The 22,612-nt window shown below is 54.7% G+C and carries 20 protein-coding genes; all 20 read right to left on the bottom strand.

All coding sequences use genetic code 11. The features are described from left to right. Positions 1 to 792 (bottom strand): DsbA family protein, encoded by a 792-nt coding sequence (locus ABLV30_RS13685; protein WP_279843389.1) that lies wholly within the window; start codon positions 790 to 792, stop codon positions 1 to 3. A gap of 112 nt (positions 793 to 904) precedes the next feature. Beyond that, complete coding sequence (locus ABLV30_RS13680) at positions 905 to 1,498, bottom strand: fertility inhibition protein FinO (protein WP_126065539.1); 594 nt, start codon at positions 1,496 to 1,498, stop codon at positions 905 to 907. A 154-nt stretch (positions 1,499 to 1,652) separates the two neighbouring features. Then, on the bottom strand, positions 1,653 to 2,378 hold the full coding sequence (traX, locus tag ABLV30_RS13675) for a type-F conjugative transfer system pilin acetylase TraX (RefSeq protein ID WP_115655629.1): 726 nt from the start codon (positions 2,376 to 2,378) through the stop codon (positions 1,653 to 1,655). Positions 2,379 to 2,467: 89 nt separating this feature from the next. Then, entirely contained in the window at positions 2,468 to 7,726 is a 5,259-nt protein-coding gene (gene traI / locus ABLV30_RS13670) for a conjugative transfer relaxase/helicase TraI (protein ID WP_285925558.1), read from the bottom strand. Beyond that, a complete protein-coding gene (gene traD / locus ABLV30_RS13665; RefSeq protein WP_264868813.1) occupies positions 7,726 to 10,038 on the bottom strand; it encodes a type IV conjugative transfer system coupling protein TraD in 2,313 nt (770 codons plus the stop codon). Before traD ends, traI begins: the two co-directional genes overlap by 1 nt. A 128-nt stretch (positions 10,039 to 10,166) precedes the next feature. Further along, entirely contained in the window at positions 10,167 to 10,856 is a 690-nt protein-coding gene (locus tag ABLV30_RS13660) for a hypothetical protein (protein WP_196565414.1), read from the bottom strand. 191 nt (positions 10,857 to 11,047) lie between these two features. Beyond that, on the bottom strand, positions 11,048 to 11,779 hold the full coding sequence (gene traT / locus ABLV30_RS13655) for a conjugal transfer complement resistance protein TraT (RefSeq protein ID WP_032329926.1): 732 nt from the start codon (positions 11,777 to 11,779) through the stop codon (positions 11,048 to 11,050). A 221-nt stretch (positions 11,780 to 12,000) separates the two neighbouring features. Further along, positions 12,001 to 12,525, bottom strand: a complete 525-nt coding sequence (locus tag ABLV30_RS13650; RefSeq protein ID WP_117146741.1) for a hypothetical protein — start codon at positions 12,523 to 12,525, stop codon at positions 12,001 to 12,003. Positions 12,526 to 12,535: 10 nt separating this feature from the next. After that, positions 12,536 to 15,379 carry a conjugal transfer mating-pair stabilization protein TraG gene (gene traG, locus ABLV30_RS13645; RefSeq protein WP_196565415.1) on the bottom strand — a complete coding sequence of 948 codons (2,844 nt, stop codon included), beginning with the start codon at positions 15,377 to 15,379 and terminating at the stop codon, positions 12,536 to 12,538. Further along, a complete protein-coding gene (gene traH, locus ABLV30_RS13640) occupies positions 15,379 to 16,758 on the bottom strand; it encodes a conjugal transfer pilus assembly protein TraH (protein WP_285925630.1) in 1,380 nt (459 codons plus the stop codon). Before traH ends, traG begins: the two co-directional genes overlap by 1 nt. Next, positions 16,736 to 17,179, bottom strand: coding sequence for an F-type conjugal transfer protein TrbF (gene trbF / locus ABLV30_RS13635; RefSeq protein ID WP_032441890.1), 444 nt, complete (start codon positions 17,177 to 17,179; stop codon positions 16,736 to 16,738). Before trbF ends, traH begins: the two co-directional genes overlap by 23 nt. A gap of 45 nt (positions 17,180 to 17,224) precedes the next feature. Then, positions 17,225 to 17,782: a type-F conjugative transfer system pilin assembly thiol-disulfide isomerase TrbB gene (trbB, locus tag ABLV30_RS13630; RefSeq protein WP_196565416.1), complete on the bottom strand. Its 558-nt coding sequence runs from the start codon at positions 17,780 to 17,782 to the stop codon at positions 17,225 to 17,227. Further along, the gene (traQ, locus tag ABLV30_RS13625; protein WP_023316407.1) at positions 17,754 to 17,993 is read right to left on the bottom strand and encodes a type-F conjugative transfer system pilin chaperone TraQ; all 240 of its coding nucleotides are present in this window, start codon (positions 17,991 to 17,993) and stop codon (positions 17,754 to 17,756) included. The genes trbB and traQ overlap by 29 nt, the downstream gene beginning before the upstream one ends. Positions 17,994 to 18,003: 10 nt before the next feature. After that, on the bottom strand, positions 18,004 to 18,756 hold the full coding sequence (gene traF / locus ABLV30_RS13620; protein ID WP_049119076.1) for a type-F conjugative transfer system pilin assembly protein TraF: 753 nt from the start codon (positions 18,754 to 18,756) through the stop codon (positions 18,004 to 18,006). A 20-nt stretch (positions 18,757 to 18,776) separates the two neighbouring features. Further along, positions 18,777 to 19,103, bottom strand: a complete 327-nt coding sequence (locus ABLV30_RS13615) for a hypothetical protein (protein ID WP_064144773.1) — start codon at positions 19,101 to 19,103, stop codon at positions 18,777 to 18,779. 10 nt (positions 19,104 to 19,113) lie between these two features. Continuing rightward, positions 19,114 to 19,341, bottom strand: coding sequence for a conjugal transfer protein TrbE (locus ABLV30_RS13610; RefSeq protein WP_110236620.1), 228 nt, complete (start codon positions 19,339 to 19,341; stop codon positions 19,114 to 19,116). Continuing rightward, a complete protein-coding gene (locus ABLV30_RS13605) occupies positions 19,331 to 19,612 on the bottom strand; it encodes a hypothetical protein (protein ID WP_117146729.1) in 282 nt (93 codons plus the stop codon). Before ABLV30_RS13605 ends, ABLV30_RS13610 begins: the two co-directional genes overlap by 11 nt. 32 nt (positions 19,613 to 19,644) lie before the next feature. Further along, positions 19,645 to 21,597, bottom strand: coding sequence for a type-F conjugative transfer system mating-pair stabilization protein TraN (gene traN, locus ABLV30_RS13600; protein ID WP_196565417.1), 1,953 nt, complete (start codon positions 21,595 to 21,597; stop codon positions 19,645 to 19,647). After that, positions 21,594 to 21,977: a hypothetical protein gene (locus tag ABLV30_RS13595; RefSeq protein ID WP_196565418.1), complete on the bottom strand. Its 384-nt coding sequence runs from the start codon at positions 21,975 to 21,977 to the stop codon at positions 21,594 to 21,596. The genes traN and ABLV30_RS13595 overlap by 4 nt, the downstream gene beginning before the upstream one ends. Further along, complete coding sequence (gene trbC, locus ABLV30_RS13590; RefSeq protein ID WP_064169679.1) at positions 21,974 to 22,612, bottom strand: type-F conjugative transfer system pilin assembly protein TrbC; 639 nt, start codon at positions 22,610 to 22,612, stop codon at positions 21,974 to 21,976. The genes ABLV30_RS13595 and trbC overlap by 4 nt, the downstream gene beginning before the upstream one ends.

Below are 22,612 nucleotides of genomic sequence, written 5' to 3'. Positions count from 1 at the left end.
TTATTGACGGGCCTTATTTATGGCAGCCTGAAGACTTTCCGACTCCGTCATCCCTGAAAATACCGTGGTGTTTTCTTCCGTCGCGCCCTTCACCGGCATCACAATAATACTCGGCGTACCGGTTAATCCCGTTGCCGTGGCGATGTCATTAATATTTTTCAGCGTGGTATTAACTTCATCAATGGTATCCTGTCTGAACTGAATATCACCTGATGTTTCCGTGACGGTCTCTTTGGTCAGCCTGCCTTCATTTAATCCGGTCGCATAAATACCATTATGGTATGTCAGATAAGCCTCCGCCCCCTTTTCTTTCCAGACCAGCAGACCGGTTTTGGCTGCCAGCAATGAAACCGGCCATCGGCTCCCGAAGACCGGCCACTCCATAAAGAAGTAGCGCACATCCTGGTTTTTCCTGATGACCTTCTCCAGCTCTGGCGCGAACCGGCTGCACCAGATGCACTGGTAGTCAAAGAATTCAACCACCATCACCTTTCCGTCCCCGGGCCCCCAGGAGGGGATATTTTTATTACCCAGAATATTTCCCTGTTGTTCCAGTGCAGCGGATTTAAGGCCGCGAGTCTGTTTCGCTTCCTGCTCCTGCTGAAGTGTCTCGCTCATCTGAATAAGTATTTCAGGATGAGCACGCAGATAATTCGCCGCGATTTCTCCAATTCTTTTTTCCTGGGTGACGGAAAACGTTTTTTCCGGCGCATTATGCTGAGCAAAACAGGTATTAAAAGCGACAACCGAAATAAACTGGAGCAGAAAATACAATCCGAATTTGAATTTCATTTTTATTCCTTTAACAAGTTAAGTATGGATAAAATAAGATCGACCGCTAAAGCCGTTAAGTCTTTAGCGGAGAGGTTGTAGAACGATGAATATTATTGTGGCAGGAAATGAATTAAACGGTCTGACTCATCTTCCGTTCAGCGCGTAACAGCTCTCTCATCATGCGCTCACTCGCGTAGTGCGCTTCATCAGCAGTGACCGTAGCCACCACATTCCCCTGCAGATCATAGCGGGAGGCACCTTCCCGCATCCGGGACAGATACCCCGCCGACCGCGTCAGACTCTTCAGGCACTTAATCACCTGTTTATGCGACAGCGGCAGGTCGCGGTTCACAATGTCGGCAAACAACTGTTCGCGCATGCCCGTTGCCAGCAGACGGGGTGAGTTTCCGTCGAACAGCTGTGGCCAGAATGCCTTGAGGGTCATAATGGCCTGTTCCGGCGGCAGCAGGCGAAGATAACGCACCGGAGGGGGCGTCTTTACCGCTTTAACCGGCACCGGCGCAGCGTTGCGCGTGGCGGCTTCGGCCGCTTGTTTAACCTTCTCAAGTTTCGCTTTCTTTGCCTTCCAGGCCGGCGGGGACGAGACCACCACGACCTTCTTTCGGCGCACCACACCAGGAGCAGGGGTCGCCTCTGCGGAGGTCGTACTGTTCTCCGCCGGTTTTCTTTTCAGGCTCAGTACAGGGCGTTTTTCTTCACTCATAAGGGGCCATATCAATAAAAGCTACAGGTCTGAGGTATACGATACGCTAACGGTATCATCGTTTCACCTCACAATGCAGTGGACACAACGATGATGTCCCCTTTGTCACGCTTACGGGCAATGTGCCCTCCCCCGGACCTGTGTCCGGTTTTTTTTACATCGAGATGACAATACCCAGTACCGCCAGGTGCACCGCATAGAACATCACGAAGAACTGCCGTGGCCAGAAGCGTTTTACACGTTCTCCGGCAGATGAGCACACCATCAGCGTCAGCAGCGCAATCGCCAGCCCGGCCACTGATTCACTCACGTCATTCATATTCATCAGCAACACCATGAGGGCCCACAGCACCCCGTATCCCAGCCGTTCCGGTGTATGCTGTGCGCGACAAAGCAGCCAGCTGGCGGTGAGCATGCCCACTCCGGCCATGCCATAGCTGCCGGTTGACAGGGGTATCCAGGCGACCAGCAGTCCAGCCGCCGGGAGGGTGTAATACCAGGACGGCTGGCTGACCCACCGCAGGACCTGGCCCGTGACGGCAAAGGCAAACAGAATATTCCCGGTATACCACGGGTACCCGATGAGCATAAACGACACCTGGGCGACCAGCGCCCAGACCCACAGGCTGTTCAGCTGCGACTGGCGTATTTCCGCGTGCCGGGCCAGATTCATTCCCCATGCCAGACCGAACAGCGGAAAACAACCGCGTCCCAGAAGCCGCATTATCTCGTTATTGTGTGCCAGCAGTAACCCGGCATGGTCGGTGACCATCAGGACCAGGGCCACCGTTTTAATCATATCCGTCTGACCCGGTGTCCAGGTCAGTAATGCCTGCAGCCAGCGGTCAGCGGCTCTGAAACCCATTGTGTGTGCTGTCATCTCTGTATCCTTCTCTCTTTTTACCGCGCCCCGGCAGGGTTCCCGGTGTTAACCGGAGGCCCTGCCGGGGCAGACAAGCCGCAGGCGCGTCAGTCGCCCCCGAGGGTTTTCTCGCGGTTCAGGTCACGAACCATGTCCCGCTCCACAGCCTGCAGACGCTCACGCTGCAGACTTTCTGAAGCTACCTGCTGAATCGCCGCCTCCTGGCGCCGGAACTGAGGATCATCCGGTAGCGTCGCTTTCTCCGTGCCCGGCCGGTCACGCTCCAGTCCGCGGATGACGTCCCCGATAACCTCTTTCACCCGGTCCACCGGCTCGCCGGCTTTACGCGCCTCACCGGCCACTTCCCGGGCAGTCTGTTCCGCCTGTTTTTCCATTTCCCGGCGCTGCTGCTCTTCTGCCGCCCGCTGCGCCAGAACCTCTGGCGGGAGGATAATGTCAGCCCCGGCCTGCGGTACCGGAGCCACCGGCGCCGGATCAGCCCATATCCGCCCGCCGGTCATGGCCCCGGGATTCCAGGGGCGGTCATCACCGGCCAGCCGCACCACCACCCCGGTATCGGGATTATCGCGGGCCATTCTGACCCCCTCTCCCATATTCCCGGCCAGCAGGCTTTCACCATTGCGGCTGTTCTGCAGCGCCACGAACCGGGCGGCGTCATTGCCCATAATCCGTCCCTCTCCGCCGATGGCCTCCAGCCGTCCGTCCCGATCGGTCAGCGGGCTGAGCCAGATACCGGCGGCTTTCCCGTTTTTATCAAATGCCGGCAGCGCCACATGCGGCTGAGGGTACTTTTTCCCCGGAGAAATGAATTTTCCCGGAGAACTTCCATGTGCCAGACCGGACTGCTGCAGGGCTGCCCGGCCCGCGGCGGTTTCATCCAGTGGCCTTGCCCGCCCGAACAGCAGATCGGCGGTTTTCACCGCCCGGTCGTTACGGGGTTCAAGAATATCGTGCGCCGTCGCTTTCTCAGGTGAATGCTGGATGGCCTTTATCCAGCCCTCACGGTTGTCGGTGTAGACCTGAACATGCTGTTTCATGCGGGATAACGCCACATAGGCAGACTCAAAGCTGGCCATCTGTTCCCGGCCACCGGCCACCCCTTCCAGCGCGATGGCATACGGTTCGCTGGCCCCCTGGGCGCCGTGGGCGGTGATAGCGTAGGCGAGGTCGATATGCTGCTGTGCCTGCTCCGCCTTCGGAGTCAGCGTGCGGGTGAGTTTGCCATCAGACAGCGTGACACTGTCACCCGAAACAGACTGCACCTCCCAGATACTGTTGGCCACATAGCCGCGCTCCGGGTCACTTTTGCTGAAGCGCATTCGGTCCCCCTGAGACACGGTGATCTTTTCCTGACGATAGAGCGTGACGCCTTCTGCCGATGCCTCCCGGGGTGAGATATATCGCTCCTTTCCTTCACTGTCTGTCAGGGTGATCAGCTGATTATCCTTATCCACTTTGCTGATACGGTGGTATACGTTATCAACCAGCGCCACCGCCTCCTTGTGAGCCGTCCAGGTCGACAGTTTGCGCAGTTCACCGTCACGGATGTTACTCGTGACCAGCACCGGCAGGGTGATTTCCTCTTTGCCGGTTTCCCCGTTCTCCCGCCGTGCGTCATGGATCAGACTGTTCAGCGCCCGCCGGTCCTTATTCAGATGGGTGATCACCAGCGTCTGCGACTGTGCCTCCGGGGTCCGTCCGGTATAGTCCTTCACCAGCGCCTCGTAGAGCGTCGCGGGCTGACCTTCCGGCAGGTTTTTCCCCTCGCTCAGCGCCTTTTCTATCGCCTTTTCCTGCTTTGGCGTGAATTCCACCACAGAACTGCCCGGCGCCCAGGCGCCTTCTTTTCTCGGCACCTGCTCCGGCGTGACCTGCTCGATGGTGGTCAGGGCGCGGTGCACATCCCGCTCAATCAGGCTGTAGACCGCCGGTCGCAGCTCAGGCACCTGGCGCACAATCTCTTTCATGATGGCAACGTCGGCGGCGCTGCGCTGCTGCGTCAGCCTGAACGGCTGGCCCGACGCGATGGGCGGCAGCTGGTCGGTATCCCCGCTGGGCACCGCCCGTCCACCGCCGGCGGCGATGAGGGAGTGGGCTTTTGCCATATCGGCCAGCCCCACCATCGAGCTCTCGTCGAGCAGGAACAGGGTGTTGCTGAAATCGGGTGTCTGCCCATTGCGCTGCAGCAGCTGCGTGTCGTGGAGGAACGACGCCGTCGTGCGCGCATCCACGCCGGCACTCTGCATTTCCCCGACCGCGCGATGCGTCGGTGCCAGACCGATGACGCGCGGGCGGGTCTCTTCCGGCAGCAGACTGATGACACTCATGACTGCCCGGAACTGGGTGGTTTTCCCCACCCCGGCATACCCCTGAACCACCGTGAACCGGTCCGTGCTCTCCAGAATCATCCGGGTCGCCGCCCGCTGTCCGGCGGTCAGGTCCGTCATCAGACTGTCCGGCACGCGGTCCATCAGGGGGGCCACCGCGTCTTTACCTTCCAGCACCCGGGTCAGGATGCTTTTTTCGGCGTCCCAGGCCTGACGGGATATCAGCAGGTCATTGCCACGCCCGGGCGCCACCGGTACATTCAGCAACTGCCCCGACCTGATTTGTGCCTGGATGGTCGTTTCGATGTCCGCCATCGAAACCTTCCCGCCCCCGGTTTCCATTGCCGTCGCCAGCAGCTGGGGCCGGGAGAAGGTCAGGTCCTGGCTCTCAAGCAGCGGGATGGCCAGGTGAATGGCCTGTTCTGCCGGGGTATGCAGCCCGGCCTTCTGCTGCGCAATGGCCGCATCCAGGTCCGTCTCGCCGGATCGGGCCTTCAGCTGCTCTGAGACCACGCTGAACGCGGTATGCCGCGACAGCTTCTCCGTCGTGCGCGCCGCATCCTGCGCCGAGTACAGCCGGAGGTGACTTCCGCTCTGCGCCAGCTGGTTGAGGGTGGCGTTATCCAGCTCACGCTGCGTCACCGACGCAAAGACCGTTGCCGTCTCGCTAACCGACCTGCCGGGACTTTCCACCCAGCCGTGGCCGACTTTAATACCGTCAAACACGCCCGCCCCCACGGCCAGGGTCTGCGTGGTTTTCTGCCCCGGCCGCTGTACCGTCAGCTGCCCGTCCTCCACTTTCATCACTGTGACGCTCTCCCCGCCCTTAAGGCGTGTGTCCGGTATATTGCCGAGCACCGCCAGACGTTCCCCCTCTGCCACCGGCAGTGTCTCTGCCCGGAACAGCGTCCACTGGCTGTCGACCGCGGAAACCTTCAGATCCAGACGGACCCCGTCCCGGTCTTTCAGGGTCAGCATATTGCTGCTCGCGGTCACCCGGTCAATGACAAAGCGATCGTGCGTCCGGGTCTCCGGATCCCAGCGTTCCATCACCATCCCCTCCCGGTAATAATCCCGCACGCCCCGGCTTTTGCTGTCCAGCCACACCGGCGTCAGGGCTGTAATGGTCGTGTCTTTCTCACCCAGCCCCCCCTCCTGTCTGAGGGAGTCTCGGATGAGGCCGTTGAGTACGCTCTGTTCACGCGTCCCGCTGATTTGGGCCACGCTTTCCTGCCCTTCACGCACGCTGAAGGCAAACTCCTGTGCCAGCCGGCTGTAGCGTGCTCCTTTATCCGGTTCACTGATGATGTCGGCTGTGGTCTGATGGCCCCCCTGCCAGCGATACGTATTCACGCCGCTGTCCTTCAGCACCGTCAGCGCACTGCCGGTCCCGCTGCGCTTCCCGCTGTCGGAGAGCAGGACCTGCACGTTATGGCGCATCGCGCCATCGAGCAGGGAAATCGTTTCCTTCAGGCTCAGCTTCTCCGCCTGATCCACGATGAGTGTTCCGCCCGGAATAAACGCCGTCCCGTCCTGCAGGGCGGATTTACCGGTCACCGTTTCCCCGGCCAGACGCACATCACCGGCGAGAAAATCACGTGAGCGGTTATCGGCCGCCAGGATATGGACGTCACGCCCCTGCTCCCGGGCCATCAGGGTTAACTCGGCCACCCGCTCCCGCTGGCCGGTTGCACCGCCCTGACCGGAAACGATACCCATGACCGGGCGATCCTGCGCCAGCACGCTGACGGCATCGCTGAAAGGGACCTGGCGCACCACAGACGCATCGGGCGTGACGGAGACATGATTCTGGCGCTGCACCTCCTGACTCAGGGCTTTGACGGCGAGTTCATCGAGAACGTGGATGTTTGAGGTGAACAGCCCTTTCTCGCGATCGAGAGGGATAAGCTGCTCCCGTTCAATGGCGGCATCGATGCCCTTTCTCGCCAGCTCAAATACACCGTCCTTCGCCTCCAGCTGGCCGACCGTGCGTGCCAGCAGGTCGGCATACGTGAACTGCACCTTGCGGTCGCTGAGACCGGCAATCGCTTTCGTCACCACATCCGTGATATCCGGACCGTCAGTGTTCACCGGCGCGGCAGGTGCACGGGCCAGCTCTGCGGCTCGCGCATCGGCGGCCTCACGGTACCCCCGGATGTCAAACCCGGTCTCCTTCAGCGTGTTCATCCACTCCACCATCTTCTCTGCCGGATCGATGGCTTCTTTCGACTTGCGGGTATCGAGCGCGGCCACATCCCGGGACTTCAGGGAGGCATCGGGTCCTGCAGCCTCCCGGAGCTCCTGACTGCGCGTGGAAAACCACTCAACCGGCACGCCCTCCATCTCCCACATGCCATTCTTACCCGCATCCACTGTCTTGTAACCCATAGACTCAACATCGGCCCTGAGAGAGTTCTGGTATATCTTTCCCAAAGCGATGCGGTTAGCCAGTATGTTTTCGGAAAACCCGGTTTTACCGACGGTATCGCTGGCCAGCGTCTGCCATTTATCGCCGTTCTGTGTCGCATTGATAACCACGCTGTGCGTGTGTATCTGTGGGTCCTGAGCGCGCGATGTATCGTGGTTAAAGCGGGCAATAATCAGATTCCCGGTCAGGACCGTTTCAGAAACGCCATCTCTCTTTACCCGTGTGGAGGCAAGGGACTCCACCTGGTTAAGAGCCACTGTCACCGCGCGATTATGAGCATCGATAAGACGCTTATCGCCGCCCAACATAGCCAGCATCGATACACTTTTGGGGGCCGAGAAGGTCAGATCGTAACCGGGCCGGTGTTTATTCACGCCATCCTGTATCCAGGTCAGGTCGCTGCCATCAGGTAGTTTTCCCTGCAGAAGCTCCGTGAAGACCTGCTTGTCCACCTTTCCTTCAAGACCAAGCGCTTCCGCGCCTTTACCCTGCCAGCGCTCGTCCATACTCCCGATAACGTAGTAATTATCCTTGTCCGTATAGTAATTACCGGCACTGCCAGCTGATTTAACCTGGCTGAAACTAAGCATCAGAAGTTCCCCCCAATCTCGACATCATCCTGCTCATCGTGGCGGTGGCTGTGGTTGATATTGACTTCCTCACGCCGCTGCATATCCCGCTGTGTCTGCTCATCTGCCAGCCAGGCGTCATACGCCTGCATATCCTCGATGACACCGTCCTCGTTCATGCCGGCCGGCAGCATGTCCGGCCCCTGCTCTGCGGACTGCTGCGCCAGCTCCTGTTCTGTCCCGCCTGCAGCTGCAGCAGGGGTAACGGCAGAGGATGCTGTTGAGGCAGCAGCGGCCGCTGCGGCTGCTTTTGGTTTGATCAACGGTACGGTCGTGACCCGCAGGACGGGAGGCTCCGTTGCTCTGACGGAAGGTTTCGCTGCCGGACTCTTTGTTGTCGGCGGCGCTTTTACCGGTGCCGGAGATACTGTCATGTCTGCTGGCGCAGGCTGACTGATCGGCTCAGGTTGTTCACCGGCGTGACTGTCTGTATCAGCGGGCCCGGATGCCGGCGCATCCGGCATAAAAAGCGTCCTGGCAAGACTGCCTTCAGCTTCACGCGCTTCAAGCAGCGCACTGAGGCGGGCGTCAACACGCGTATCGAGTCGGCGCTGAATAAATCCCTCTGCAATTTTCGGACGCGGCTTGTATTTGAGGGCCAGCTTCACGGCCGGATACGGTCCGGGCAGCGTGACGTAACAGGACAGGTCCGGCAGCGTCTGAATATCGGAGTAACTGACCAGGGTTTCCCGCTCTTTTTCTTTCCCGGTCGATACACCATCACGCACCGGGTCAGCACCGTAAGAGTACTGCTCGCTGGCTTTGAGGATTTCCTTCTCGCCAATTTCACCGGCAGCAAACTCCGCGATCTCCCTGCTGGGTGAACGGAAGAAGGCCCGGGTATTCATTACGTCAAAGAGCGTGGCGGCAGGCTTAACGCCATAGATATCTTCCAGCTGGGCATAGGACTGAATACCGAAAACATAACAACCACCAAATTTACGCGCCTCAGGGAGGATTTCGACCAGGTCAGGCAGCTTGTGCAGCGTGGGGAGCTCGTCGGCGAATATCCACACGCGCCGGTTACGGTTCTCCCCCATCGCCAGCAGGCCGCGGATGGCAATTGACAGCCACATCGAGATAACCGGCTTCAGGGAAGCATGGGTGTCAGCGTTGGAGGAGATAAACAGCCAGCCATTGGGTCTGTCCTCACGGACACCGCGCATCCAGTCCCGAATAGTGAACGGCTCCCCGTTCTTCTCGATGCCCTGCAGGTAGCGAATAGCCTTGACGTAGTTGGTCAGCACGGCACGAATGGAGATGGCCGTTTTCTCAATTTTCTCTTCAACCAGGTTCGCTGCCGGCGTGTTCTGCAGATAAGCGCGCAGCTTGTCGATTTTAATGGACAGCATGGTATCGACCAGCTTCTCGTAGCTGCGATCGTCGTCTTCGCGCATCAGATACGCGCCTTCGGCAAAGATAGTGCGACCGGAGCCCTGCCAGAACGGGTCTTCTTTGGTGCCCATCGGGATAAGGGTGTTGGAGATGTTGTCGAAGTCCGGCAGCGTCAGGCACTCTTTCCACAAATCCCAGGCAGCGCAGCGCGAATCCAGCGGGTTGAGGATTTTATCCAGTGACGGGTCGTAATAGCTTTTGACGAACTCACAGGAGCGATCGTAAATGATGGCCATATCGCCACGTGCACGCACGTAGTTCAGTAGCCGGCGGATCACTTCTGATTTACCGGAACCTACGGTACCGTGGAGGCAAAAGTTCTGGATTTCGGAGTTTTTAAGAATAGGCAGATCGCCAATTTTAATATCGGAGGCCATACCATCACGCTTCATCTGACGGGCCACTTCTTTGGGCTTATCGGAAAGCTGGCGCCCGCCGGTATTCTCATCCTCACTCTGCTGTTTCCCCTGGCGGCCCAGCACCCAGCTGGCGATGAAGAACGTCACGATACAGATAACAAGAGAAACCACGGCAGCAAAGACGAAACTGGTCCACAGCTGCTCTCCGCACCAGATAGTATATTTATCGGCCAGTATTTGTTCTGAGGTATATTCCAGCGACTGGCCGTAATACTGAATGGTGTATACCGGCTGGGAACGAATAATATCGCGCATCGGACCCAGCGTCGTACACCACCAGTATACGCAGCCGTTCACAAAGGTTTGCCAGCTGAGCCGGTACATCAGCATCAGCCCGCACAGCACCCAGAATAAAATAAACAGCACGTAGAAAATAATATTGGCAATCTGACCAAACATGCGAAAGCGCATATTGGCGATCTGACCGCCCTGCGTCATATCTTTGGCATTGAAACTCATGGCACTAATCCGTCAGTAAAGTATTAGGGTCGGAAGGACAAATTAATCAGCGGAAATACACCGGCACAGAAAACAGGATTACAGTCATGCCCGGATCCATAGATGACCAGGCCGGATACTTATTGCTATTAAGAGGTTATGCAGAAGGAATAGCCCTCTGAGCCAGGGCAGTGCCCGCCTTTAATATACGACTTCGCCACTTGCCGTCCGGCCTCATCGACCAGGGCATGCAGTGTGGATGGCAATGTTTCAGCCGTGTACTGCAGGCAGACGCAGTAGCATTTCACCGGAGGTTTAATCATATCCGGACGTTCAAACCAGCCGGTCGACGGGAAAATCCGTGTGCCGAAGAGCCTGTCAGAAGGAAACTGAGTCTGCACGGACCAGGCAAACACGTCGTCAGCGCTGTCGCGGCGATTGACGCCGGGGATATACAGATTTTCAGCTTCGCGGACAACACGGGAGGCAAGAGAGGACAAGGCGGAGTCATCCGTGCTGGCCGGGCCTTCCACACATATGGAAAGATGGAAGTATTCCGGTTTGCTCTGTGCTTCTGGCTTTGTATCGGGAATAACTGACGCCGTGTCTCGCTTACGTCCCGTGGAAGACGTCATTAATTTTCGGAAAAAGACACCTGCGATGAAAACAAGTAGAAGAATAACTAACGGGCTGCAGATATACATGATGTGGTCACTGAAGAGAGAACAGACCTCGCAATGTGACAGGGAATAACTTTCCCCCACTGCAGGATGTGGGTAAATATCGCCAGGCATCAGTTCATGTGTATTAAGAGACCTGACAGGCTCAGATATTGTCATAAATAACCTCTGTTCAAATAAAGACGAAAGACTCCGCCGAAGGCGGCAACGCCTCACAGATGCACAAATAAATTGCGCAACTGTTCACCGTTTAGATGTGGAATTAACTGATTATTTGACGAATGAATTCTGACACGCCAGAAAGGTGATGCCAGTCTGGCCCGGAGTACCCGGGCCGTGGAATAGAACGCTTACAGAATATTAGCGATCGATTTTGCCAGCTGGTCTTCAAGAACAGGCTGGGCTTCAGGGAACTTGAGGTTAACTTTATTAGCGTTAGAGACGATGCGAGTCTGGTATTTATGTTGATTACCCGTTTCAGTACTTGTCTGCACTTTTGCGCCGGATGTTCCCTGACGTAATACGGCCACGTTATCAGTCTGAACCTGTGTTTTGGTTCTTTCCGCGATCTGAACATCGGTGATCATGGTGTAGTTCACATCTTCCACCATCGCGTCAGCCGCCATTCCGACCAGACCGGCTGCAAGCCCTACTCCCAGGGTTGCTCCCGCGGAACTGGAGTTGTAAGCGGTGATCCCCGCCCCAAGAGCGGCGCCAGTCACAGCGCCCTCATAACCCCGGCTTAACCAGCCCTGAGACTCACGAAGGTCCATTTTATCGGCCTTGAGCACATTAGCCTGGATCCAGTAGCCCGCCGTATCCGGGTTACTGACGACCTGATATCCCTTTGAAGTGACGGCGCTGGCAATTTTTGCCTGCAGGCCACTCATATCCTTATCGGAGGTATTTTTGATTTGCAGATAAACCGTCTTATTATTTGAAGGTTCCAGCCAGATTGTTTCGCTCATCTGGGTTTTTACTTCCAGATTTCTCTTTTTAATAGCGGTTCCCATTGCACTACATCCAGATAACACCAGCGCAGAGCTGACGACCATCACAGCCATGACTTTATTAAGCTTCATCCTGAATCCTTGTGACATAATCAATACGAGTGAATACACATTCTCTTATAATGTCGGAATGCGCATTCACTATATACGAATTTTAAGCGAGATGTAAAAACCAATTAAAACCTAGACAGCCAATAATAACAAAAAGAAACTTTTAGCCTGTTAATAAACCACCATGATTGATAGGTTGCATCTGCGTGATTACCCCCCTAACTTTTCTGCGCGGAAAGAGTTCACCGTTCATGATTTCTAACCGATTCAATAACAGACGTCAGGGTCGCCAACTGATAACGACTAAGGTCAATATTCATAACCATAAGTGTTAATAAAAGACTGAAGCCGGTAATAACAATAAAAACAACCGCATTAATTCCGTTATATGCAGAAAAAAACGCCAGACATGGGAATATAGTAAAAATAACTGCTCCATAAACTCTGCATTTCTTTGCTAAAAAACCAAAGAACAACGACTTTTTCCTGAAAGACTCAGGCAAAGAAAGGAAGAGTGAGCGGGTATTCGCGGTTGCAATGATAGAAAAAATGCCCACAACTGCCGCAAAAACCATTGATGAAATTCTATCAAGACCCGTAGAAAAATCACTTATCCCATATGAAAAATATGATGAAAGTAAAAACCCAAACATAAAAGTCAAGCCAGGCCAGATACAACTCCAGAATGAGGGGATCGTTAAATCCTTCTCAGTCAGAACTAGTTTTAACTCGTCAATTTCACCTTGTATTATTTGATGGGTTAACATTCTTTCCTCCCTATCCCTTTGGTTTCTCGTTTTCTAATTTTGTTGCCTTATCCAGTAGTTCTTTGGTGGAATCCGCGCCAGGCAGTCTGGTTTGATGCTCTTTCTTATCATTATAAGAATTTTTGAAATCATTTCCTTTTGTTTTGTGGTCATTTTCCAGTTCAGCATTCTCTTTTTTCACTTCAACGCCTTGCTGTTGTATGTTTTCACGGGTTTCCTGATGCTGTTGTTTATTCTCTGCAATCATCCCATCCACTTTCTGACCCACATTATCCTTAATACCCGCATCTTGCGTCATGGCATCGATACGACCAGAATTTTGTCCGTAGTCAGCCATTACCGAACCATTGTCACCACCACCTGACACCCCAGCCATATTCTGTCCGATGCTTTCACGCCCCTGTTGATACGCGGCATCAACCCTGGGTTCAACCTGCTCTTTGACGAATTCACGCGCCAGTGCTTCACGCTGCGCCGCAATTTCAGGAGAACTGGTATTGGTCAGAATGGCCTCGGCATCCTGTGGAGCACGATGCTGAACAAAGTTCGCAAACTGTTGAGTCAGGTTTTCGTTCATCTGGCCAGTCATGCTCTCTGTGCGTGACGCCATCTCACTGTATTCATGGCTGCGTGTCCGGCTGGTTGTATACTGGTCATAGCTGTTTTTGGCACTGGAGAGTGACGCGGCAAACTGGTCAACACGCGAGCTGGCATTATTATCGGTAATATTGCCCGAAGCGGTGGTTTTGCGGCTGGTAAAGTAATCCGAAGCTTCTTTAAAGTCTTTCGCCGCCTGGCTGCTGGTATCGTGCCTACTGTCATGAGACTCCCTTCCTGATTCGTTTGTCGAGTCAGTAGAGCCACTTGATGCATTCACTCCAGCACTAATTTTTGCCCCCCCTTCAGCAGTGAGTCCTGTAGCCCATTTACCCAGTTTCCCGACCAATTGGTCACCACTACTCCATTTAGCATTACCATACATCTCACCTGATACCGTTCCCTTCCTAGACTCATCCATCAATTGCTGGAAAGACTCCTCATTACTGATGTTGTTGGCTTTCGCATTAGCAACAACCGCATTCCACATCTTGCTTCTGGCCATTGAATCCTGCGAAGACTCGGTAGTATCGGCCCCGGTCGTTGTTGATGCACTGTTCCCTTTATTGGTGCCAAATTGCTGCAGACTATTCCAGGCACTTGTCACGCTGCTGTTATAGCCATGCAGCGCGCTTTCGGCCTGGACATCAGCCTCACGGGCCATCTGTTGCTGCGCACTGGCTATCTGACGACCGACGTTGATATCCACCGGCAGTTTTGACATTGCACCACCACTGTCCCAGACCATCGAGCCATCCCGCGTCTGCGTGCTCATGCCTCCATTCGCCAGCTGCCGCGACATCTGTCCGAAACTGGTTGTGCTGTTGGTACCCCAGCTGTAGCCGCTGACGTTCTCCATCTGCATGTTGGCGAAAGAGTAATTGCCATCCACCACACCGGAAGCCGCCTGCGATGTTGCCCCAAGCCCGGAAGAAGAAAAATGGCTGTAGGCACTGGAGAAGGCGGCTCCCATGCTCTTCACGATCCCCCACGACAAAGGCGGTATCATCACGGCAATATAGCCCGCGGTGGTCGCAATATCCGAGTTTTTGAGCTGAACCTGCGACAACTCAGAGAGAACGACCGGGACGCCATTTTGCTTCGCATAGTAGGCCATTGCGCTGTTCAGGATGGCGAACAGTAATGGCCACGTCTGCAGCCAGATAAGCGCAAACACATACCCCTTTAGCACCTGCAGCGTCATCATATTAAACATGGCGGCCATCACCATGATCGGGAACATCCCAATCATTATCCCCATGATAACGGTCTGCATCAGCGGAAGTGTGCGAAGCGCCTGGTGCCCCATTGTGGCCTGTGCCAGCCGCTGCTTTTCAAGGGATGATGTGTTAGCGATATTGACCAGACTGGCGGTATCGCCGCTGCGGGCCGCATAACTCTGGATCCCGCTGCGCAGGGCGTTCATCGTGACGTTCTGGCGGATAATCTGCCCGGCGCTCTGTCCCGAGCTGTAGAAGTAACTGTAGCTGTCGCCAATCATCTGGCTGAACAGCAGATCGGGATTAGGTTTGCCGCCAAACAGCTGACGAACATAGTAGTTCCAGGTTTTACCGCCTGTCTGGGTATCCAGCGCGAGAGCCGATTTCAGATCCCGTGAGGCCTCCTCGCATGTCTGGAACTGGTTGTTTTTATCAAACACGCCACGCAGTGGACTCGGGTTTGCAAAAATCAGGGTATACGGATCAGGTGAATTCAGTAATTCCTCAAAAGTGTACTTATGATTGAGAAAAATATCGCCCATCACACAGTTTTGTACGTAATCGGAAAACAGCGTCGTAATCTGAGGATTTTGTGACAAAAAATCCGTACTTTTCGCGACCAGATTACTGCCAAATAACATCCCCGTTTTACTGTACGTGACGCTGTCCGGCAGCGCGAAAACCATCTCATAACTCTGGATAAGCGCGTTGCCTACCCGTGTTGTCAGCGACGCCGGAATGGCCAGACCAATAGGTACATTATCGACTTCATAGACCTGCGCAACGTTACTGTAATCGATGATCTGCACAGGGGTGCGAATGACAACCAGCATAGAGACCAGGGTGAGGGAAAAGACCCAGCCCAAAAGGTCCATCACGTTGTGTTTTTTTACCCAGTTCCCCGCCACAATGAGTACCGAGATAGCGATACACATCTTTTCTATGGTCGACCATGTACCGGTCCCCATAAACGCCGCAATCGCGTTCAGGTTGCCCCGTAACCAGTCACCGCCTGCAATGGCATATATCTCAAGCATTACTGATTCCCCCCAAAATGATAGTTATTCTGGTAGCGGGTCATCATGCGGGCAGAGACCTGCTGGCGCATGTAACTCATTTGTCTGTCCACCACGAGCAAGGCGTCCTGCTGGACCTGAACACGGGACTGGAAAGCGGCAATCTGGACACTCGCCTGATTGAGGTTTTCCATGATCATATCCATTGTCGACTGGGGATAATTACCGGTTGAGATCATCGCCCGGGCCTGCTGGATAAGTTCCTGAATGTACTGCAGCAGGATGTCGTAGCCGATATAGTCCGTCAGCTGGTAAATAAGTGAGTTAGACACCCCGAGCATCTGCGGATCGACCAGGTATTTGAATACCGGAATGGTGGTGCTGGAGATAAACCCTTTTTCCTGATCCGTCAGCTTTTCATCAGCCACCGCTTTATTCTGGATACTGCTTAACAAAGCGGAAATCTGGCTTTTCAGCGCCTTACTGGAGGTGATGGTCACGGTGGCATCAGCAACGACCTTAAGACACTTATCCGAATCATTGCAGTGATAGATTTTAGCCGTGCCGCCCTCCATCATGGCTTTAATCAGATCCTGGTCAGTGGTGCGTGCCGGCAGCGGGGTGATCTCACTGTTCTCACCAAAAATCAGCGTCCCGGTCAGGGTCATCACAAACTCTTTCAGCTCCTTATTGCCGTCAAAGAGCCGGTTTTTGGACAGGGCATCCCACATAATGTTGATATTCTTCATTACACGCTCCTTGTCCTTATCGCTGGCTTTATCCTGCACTTTGTCCATCTGCCCCCCCACCGAACAGCCCTGACGGGAAGCCGCCCAGTCCGCAAAAATGTTGCTCTCACCGGCGATGTCCTGGCAGACCTTTTGCTGCGCCACCTGGTTGCGGGGGAACAGACCGCCCACAATGCCCTGAGCGGCCTGGCAGGAGCTGAGGTTCATGCTGTTGATGTCGCTGGCCATCTTCTGCAGGAAGTCTTTGGCAGTTTTGATCTCCGGAACCGTGGTCTGCAGGGCAAGGTCAAAGAAGTAGCCCGCGGCGTTGGACATAATTTGTTTGCCGAAGCGCTGCAGCTGCTCGCTGTTGATAAATGAGAACGACCCCAGGTACGCATCGATGCCGCCGCAGCCGGCGTTAATATCCGGCAGGGTCATGCTGACCAGCTGGATCGTTTTCACCTGCGTTCTGGCATACAGCGAACCGCCGGAGGCGTAACCCGCCGCCTGTCCCTGCCAGACCTGCGGCTGGCTGGTATTGGACGCAAAGCCAAGCTTATTGAAGAATTGGTTCATGTCGCCATTCACGTCGGCGGCGGCACTAAATGACAGGCCAAGCACGGCACCGCAGAAGAGTGACAGAAGTTTAATTCGCATCCTGTCCTCCATTACGCACAGCATTATTTTTAACTCTGTTATTTCTCAGAATAAAAAGGATTTTCAGGTGATGACTGAAAAAATTGAGGATTGCTAATGTCACTCCGGCAACAAAGAACCCCATCCCGACAGCCATCAGCGCATAAGGGATGGCGTACATCATAATATTCCACAGGTCTTTTACTCGCAGGTCACCGCTGGCTATCCAGTCAGCCACGCAGAGATTAAATAAAAATCTCATTATCCATAACAGCAGGGCACCTGCAGTCAGAAACACAATGAATAATTCCAGATAGATTTCCAGACGCCTTTCCCGGTGGACAAATTCCGGCTTCAGTTGTTCTATTTTTTCTGCTGCTGTCTGCCCGGGTGCTTTTAAACTGGCTGGAAATAAAAACGCATACAGTCCCGTCGAACGTATATATTTGTTCATGGCTATTTTCCTTAATCACTTGCTAAGACCGGATATAACAGAGACTCAGTGCATCATCTGAAATACCGTATCCACTCTGGCCATAAAGCCCTGTGCATCCGTGGCGCCCTGCAGGATCGGGTACGCTGCCAGCGTGTTCACGTTGACCAGAAACGTGGTCGGGGTGGCCACCGGGATATTGGGGAAAAAGGTCTGCATCACGTCAGGAGGTGCCGGCAGCGCTTCAGGAAACGCGTCATCACCCTGTCCGTCAATGGTGTAAGAGAACACGGAGAAGCCATACTGTCCGGCCAGCTGCTTCAGCACCGGGTCAAATTTATGACAGTAGGGACAGTGTCCCTGCATGAACAGCACCACTTTCCAGTCGCGCAGATCCACCTGCTTTCCGTTGCTGAGCCGTAACCAGCGTGGCTGAGATGCCCCGCTCACCGCCTGGGGAGTGTCGCTCTGCGGGGAAGCCGTTTCAGTACCGGAGATTCCCCGCGGATCCCAGAGCGACTTCACCTCATCGAGCGTTCCCGCCTGTCCCAGTCCGGCCAGTGCAAGGGAAAGAGACAGCACCGCCAGCGGCGTCTTAGCGATGTTCTTCAGGCTGCTTTTCACAGGCTTTCTCCTCTTTTTCGGCTTCAGCAATGAGGGCGTTAAGAATGCGGTATCCCCCGAACACCACCATTCCCAGCCCGAAGATTTCCCCGGCCTGGACGGCCAGCTCAGGCTGCTTTCTGACAAGCCGGGCTATCAGGTGGAAAAACACGCCCACGGCCAGCACCCACATCCCGGTGATATCTAAATCCGGAAAACGAATCTTTCGCATGACACACTCCTTAGAAATTCGGTTTAAAGTCGCTGGAGACATAGAGGAACTGTTTCGCCAGGTCGTCCTGACTGATAAAGCCGTAACTGAGAGGCTTCACCTGGCCACTTTTCGGGTTAACCAGCATCATCGCGGGGAAGAACTTCACGCCAAGCTGCTCTGCCTGGCCCTGGTCCGTCCGGCTGTCGGGCAGCATGGGGTTAATCACGCCGTCAACCGACACCGGTATCACGCTCAGGCCATAGGTTTCGCGAAAATTTTTAATCACCTGGACCAGCTGGCCATCGATCGCTTCCCGGCCCCGGTAGAAGAACATCACGCCGTAGTGCTGTGCGAGGGTGGAGATAGCCTGACGTTGTTCGGCATAATCGGCGGCGAGCTGGTTTTTTACCGTGCCGTTGTAGTGGCTGTACTGCAGGTTGTAATCGAGTTCCGGGTTTTCCAGCATCGCTTTCTTCGCACTCATCGAGAACAAACCTGCCTGCTGCGTCCAGTAGTTCTGCAGCCGGAAGTACTTCACGAAGTTTTCCGACGATGGATACAGAATGGCTTCGTACAGCGACCGTTTGGTGGCCGCCTGGAGTGTGGCGAGTTTCTCCAGAATATCCATTTGCGGCGGTGGTGCCGCTGGTGCGGCTGGCCTTTCCTCATCACGGGGCTTCAGTTTCTCGTTGTACCACTGCCAGCCCGCATCTTTGGCGAAAGCCGGCATCAGGGCGCAGCAAAGGCACCCAGCCAGCATGGCGGCATGTATTGTTCGCATGGCAAATACCCTTTTATGAATTATTGCGACTGGCGTGACAGATGCTGATAGACACTGTATTTATCGAGCTGGCGCTGTACCTTTCCTGCATCATCACGGGCTTCAAAGCGGTAACCGCTGCAGTACAGAGGCAGATGATTTATCTGAAGGTCCACCCGCTCCCCGTCCCTGACCACCCACGCGGTCTGAGAAACAGTGTCGCACTGGATCCCCCAGGCCCGGTTAGTGGTCATAAATGCGTTAACCTGCCTGTCCCGCCACAGGCTGTACGACATAATGCTCACCAGAAAAACAACAAACACGCTGACAAACAGCACCACCATTCCATACGATTTTCTCTCTTCCATCCCTGCTCCTTTATTTTCCCTTCTGTAAAAGTCTGGTCAGCGCCGAAAAAAACAGATAATTCATAAGCCCGACACCGCCCGTGCAGAGAATAAAGACCACACTCTCGACATAATCACTCCCCGATGTCCCTTTGACGGCATCCCAGGAGAAATAAATCACCGGAAAAATAATGATTATTGTCAGCGTTAATCTCAGGACAAAATCAATGGCAGGCTGTTTGTGAAAATTAACTTTCATTCTTTTCACTCCCGTTATGAGTATTCTGTTTTACACCGTCAGCCTTGTGCAGCCCGATAACGTAGAAAATGAGTGATGCCGCCCCCATCCCCATCGACTCAGACCAGCCCCGGGCAGACAGTCCTGCAAACGCAACGGCAACAGCCGCCTGGCACGCCACGGCCCCCAGGAATATCAGGAGCAGTCTGCGGCCTGACATGAACAGGGCGATACTGGCCGGAATGAAAAGAAAGAGCACAAGCAAAACAACGACCATCAAGGACGTAGCCATTTAGTCACCTTTGATATGTTTTTAATGGAGAGTTACTTTGCTGAAGACTGCGTGAGAAGTTCTTTAATACGCGCTTTTGTTTTTTCGGTCAGTTCGCTTTTATCCGGGATTTTCTGGTTATTTATTAAATCCTCCATGAAGTTTGTGAAATCCAGCTCGTTAAAATCAATCCCCTGGAGTTCCGCAACGGTAATGCCCCGGCAATCCGGGCTGCTGGCGCCGCCAAATCCGATATGCAGCTGACCGTTTCTTCCCTGCTGCTGAACGATCTGCGCCAGTTTTGAGTCGAACTGGCAATAGCTCCTTTTTTTCTCCAGGCAAATACCCAGAACCTTTTTAGAGCAGAATTCCCCGATACTGACCGTCAGCTTGTCTTTTTTCGCTTTGGCCAGCGCCTTTTCCTCGCTGCTGCAGCGTGCCAGCCCCACATCCTGACCCCAGCCGCCGTCTTTGCAGCAGTTACTGAAGCCGGCCGCAAATTTCTTACAGAACTTCGCTTTTCCGGTGAAGGCCCGGACATCCACCCCGTTCAGTGCCGCGACGTCCTTCCCCGCAGCAGCCAGTGCCGCCAGCTCAGACACCGCCTGCCCAAAGTCGTTGCTCTTCCCGGACGTGGCTTTGTCACATTCACCATCGAGGCAGAAGACATCACCGCCGCATATCATTTGCTTGCCACTCGTCCTGGTTTCGCAGGAATACGTTGCATATTCATGCAGGCACGTGCCTTCCTCGCTGGAGAAGGCGCACTGGCGGGATGACAGGGTACAGGCCGTATTTTTCATCAGGCTTTCACAGGAGCCGTTGTCCGCCGGCTGCGTGAGCCAGGTATCCTTATATTTCCAGCAGGCTTCCGTAAACGAGTAATTCCTGCCTCCGAGGGTGATGGTTCGCGTTCCTCCCGGGCTGATACATTCCTCGCCCGTTTTTTTTCCTTCATCCTTACTGAACGGACAGCTTTCCACCCAGACGACTTCAGGTGCGTAGACGGTTTCGGTTTCTTCCATCACCAGGGTGACCGTGACCTGTACGGGTTTCTGGCTGGCCGATGATACGGTTCGTGATATTTTGCTTACAGCAAAGTTCTGCCCTGCAGTGACCGCTTTGTCCACACCAAACGACTGATGAATCTTCCCCTGCCCGTCATAGGTATATTTCGTACAATGAGTGTTCTGGCCGCCTGAACATATCGATTCTGATCGTGGCCAGCTGATCACATCAATGGGTAACGTTCGTTCAAAGAGGGTCAGGCTTTCACTGACTGCACTCTTGCAGCTATCCCGCACCTTCCCTTCGGCGTCGCATTCTTCAATCCAGGGGATGACCAGAGGCTCACCATCCACCGAGGCATTCAGCAGACGACCGTTGGTCGGGATCGTCAGGTTGCCACTCCATTGCCGGGTACTCCGGGCATAATTCAGCGTCACCACCTGCTGATAGGTTCGGTTAACTTTCTGCGTGGTGGCGTTATCCTTCAGGGTCGCTTCCCGTGTGCAAAAATTTTCCACCTGCAGATCACGTTCGCAGGTATGGTTTGTGAACTCGCTGCGGTTCACAACCTGGGCGGTACAGGACTGTCCGGTATCGCCGACAATGCTGTCGGCACGGGATTCTGTATCCCTGGCGGCCTGAATAAACGGCGCATCCTGAGATATCTGATCCGGTGGCCGGTTCGTGAACGACTCCGTAATCGTTTTGCCGGTATCCCCCTGGCTGAACTCCAGGGCTGAATCGCTTTTCAGGGAGCTGTCTCCGCTGGCTGTGACGCCGCCGTAGTATTTTGTCTGATCCGGGTTGTCGGTATACCCCGGCAGGTTTTGCTCACCACTGAAATTTTTTAGTGAGTTCAGACCATTGCCCTGCACCTGTTTCGCAAAATCCGAACCGGCTGTATAGTCACTTCCACTGTCAGCGCAGGCGGGGGATGCCAGCCAGATGAAGGCGCTCAGGACAAAAAGCGCGGTCAGCACGAAAATAACCGTCTTCATTTCCACCCTCCCGCATCCTTCACCATTCCCGGTAACGCCATCAGGTCCCGCCGGAGAGTGTTCCGGCGCCAGCGGCTCATGTTGTTATGTGGCTTCGTCGGATTTAGCCGGAAGCAGAGGGAATACACTGAATCAAAACTGCCGGTGATTTCCCATCCCCAGTTCAGCTCAGGCTCTCCTGATTCAGCATCTGCGCGCAGACGCCGGCAAAGCCGTGAGGCCTGGGTAACAGACGAGGTGAAAGCAACATAGGGCATCACGATATCGACGGGGTAGCCGTGCCCATGACAGGATGCATACGTCCTGTACGCGTAAGCATTCATACAAGCCACCAGGTACCGGATATCGTTGTCGATATAATGGTACGGCTTCTCTTTCATGGCTGGCTCCCGGCGGCATTCGAGGGCGCATCAAGCATCTGCCGGGCCACCAGTGCGCAGTCACCGGTTTGTGCCACTTTCTCCAGCGCCTGTTTGACGTGAATGTTACCGCGTACCACGTCATACCCGGCCTGACACCGTACCACCAGAGACGGCACACTCCGGATGCCGTACTGCGTGTACAGTGTCGGGTCGATCTGCACTCCGTCGGTCACGCCATCCTTCACCAGCTGCAGTACCGCGTCAGTGGTGGTCCTCATGTCGTTATTGACGAGCCCACGCAGTGTCGCCGGAATACCGTACTGCCGGGTTTCGTGCAGCATCCGCTTCAGCCCCTCTTCAGGTATCGAGAAGGAGACAAAGTACAGCGCTCCTTCTGCCGGCTTTTCCTGATTCGCCGCTTTCTGCTGGCTGACCAGATTATCGATAAACTGGCGGTCAGATTTGGGCAGAGGATTGCGGCTGATTTGCGCCTCAAGCTCCTGCTGCAACTGTTTATCCGGATGCTGGCGCAGCTGTTCGCTGAGGTTCTCCTGCTGCTTCAGCCATTCCCTGTCTGTAACCGAGGAAGTTTCAGCCAACACTGATCGTCCGTTCAGCAAAAGCATGACCATAAACAGATTCATTAATTTCAT

The sequence above is a fragment of the Klebsiella sp. CN_Kp113 genome, assembly GCF_040064585.1.
In the GTDB taxonomy this organism is placed as follows: domain Bacteria; phylum Pseudomonadota; class Gammaproteobacteria; order Enterobacterales; family Enterobacteriaceae; genus Klebsiella; species Klebsiella michiganensis.
This window is presented reverse-complemented; position numbering and strand designations above follow the sequence as displayed.

What these genes read in the sequence shown, in the direction of transcription:
- ABLV30_RS13685 (WP_279843389.1), bottom strand. Translation starts at nt 792, where the DNA reads ATGAAATTCAAATTCGGATTGTATTTTCTGCTCCAGTTTATTTCGGTT.
- ABLV30_RS13680 (WP_126065539.1), bottom strand. Translation starts at nt 1,498, where the DNA reads ATGAGTGAAGAAAAACGCCCTGTACTGAGCCTGAAAAGAAAACCGGCG.
- traX (WP_115655629.1), bottom strand. Translation starts at nt 2,378, where the DNA reads ATGACAGCACACACAATGGGTTTCAGAGCCGCTGACCGCTGGCTGCAG.
- traI (WP_285925558.1), bottom strand. Translation starts at nt 7,726, where the DNA reads ATGCTTAGTTTCAGCCAGGTTAAATCAGCTGGCAGTGCCGGTAATTAC.
- traD (WP_264868813.1), bottom strand. Translation starts at nt 10,038, where the DNA reads ATGAGTTTCAATGCCAAAGATATGACGCAGGGCGGTCAGATCGCCAAT.
- ABLV30_RS13660 (WP_196565414.1), bottom strand. Translation starts at nt 10,856, where the DNA reads ATGACAATATCTGAGCCTGTCAGGTCTCTTAATACACATGAACTGATG.
- traT (WP_032329926.1), bottom strand. Translation starts at nt 11,779, where the DNA reads ATGAAGCTTAATAAAGTCATGGCTGTGATGGTCGTCAGCTCTGCGCTG.
- ABLV30_RS13650 (WP_117146741.1), bottom strand. Translation starts at nt 12,525, where the DNA reads ATGTTAACCCATCAAATAATACAAGGTGAAATTGACGAGTTAAAACTA.
- traG (WP_196565415.1), bottom strand. Translation starts at nt 15,379, where the DNA reads ATGCTTGAGATATATGCCATTGCAGGCGGTGACTGGTTACGGGGCAAC.
- traH (WP_285925630.1), bottom strand. Translation starts at nt 16,758, where the DNA reads ATGGAGGACAGGATGCGAATTAAACTTCTGTCACTCTTCTGCGGTGCC.
- trbF (WP_032441890.1), bottom strand. Translation starts at nt 17,179, where the DNA reads ATGAACAAATATATACGTTCGACGGGACTGTATGCGTTTTTATTTCCA.
- traQ (WP_023316407.1), bottom strand. Translation starts at nt 17,993, where the DNA reads ATGCGAAAGATTCGTTTTCCGGATTTAGATATCACCGGGATGTGGGTG.
- traF (WP_049119076.1), bottom strand. Translation starts at nt 18,756, where the DNA reads ATGCGAACAATACATGCCGCCATGCTGGCTGGGTGCCTTTGCTGCGCC.
- ABLV30_RS13615 (WP_064144773.1), bottom strand. Translation starts at nt 19,103, where the DNA reads ATGGAAGAGAGAAAATCGTATGGAATGGTGGTGCTGTTTGTCAGCGTG.
- ABLV30_RS13610 (WP_110236620.1), bottom strand. Translation starts at nt 19,341, where the DNA reads ATGAAAGTTAATTTTCACAAACAGCCTGCCATTGATTTTGTCCTGAGA.
- ABLV30_RS13605 (WP_117146729.1), bottom strand. Translation starts at nt 19,612, where the DNA reads ATGGCTACGTCCTTGATGGTCGTTGTTTTGCTTGTGCTCTTTCTTTTC.
- traN (WP_196565417.1), bottom strand. Translation starts at nt 21,597, where the DNA reads ATGAAGACGGTTATTTTCGTGCTGACCGCGCTTTTTGTCCTGAGCGCC.
- ABLV30_RS13595 (WP_196565418.1), bottom strand. Translation starts at nt 21,977, where the DNA reads ATGAAAGAGAAGCCGTACCATTATATCGACAACGATATCCGGTACCTG.
- trbC (WP_064169679.1), bottom strand. Translation starts at nt 22,612, where the DNA reads ATGAAATTAATGAATCTGTTTATGGTCATGCTTTTGCTGAACGGACGA.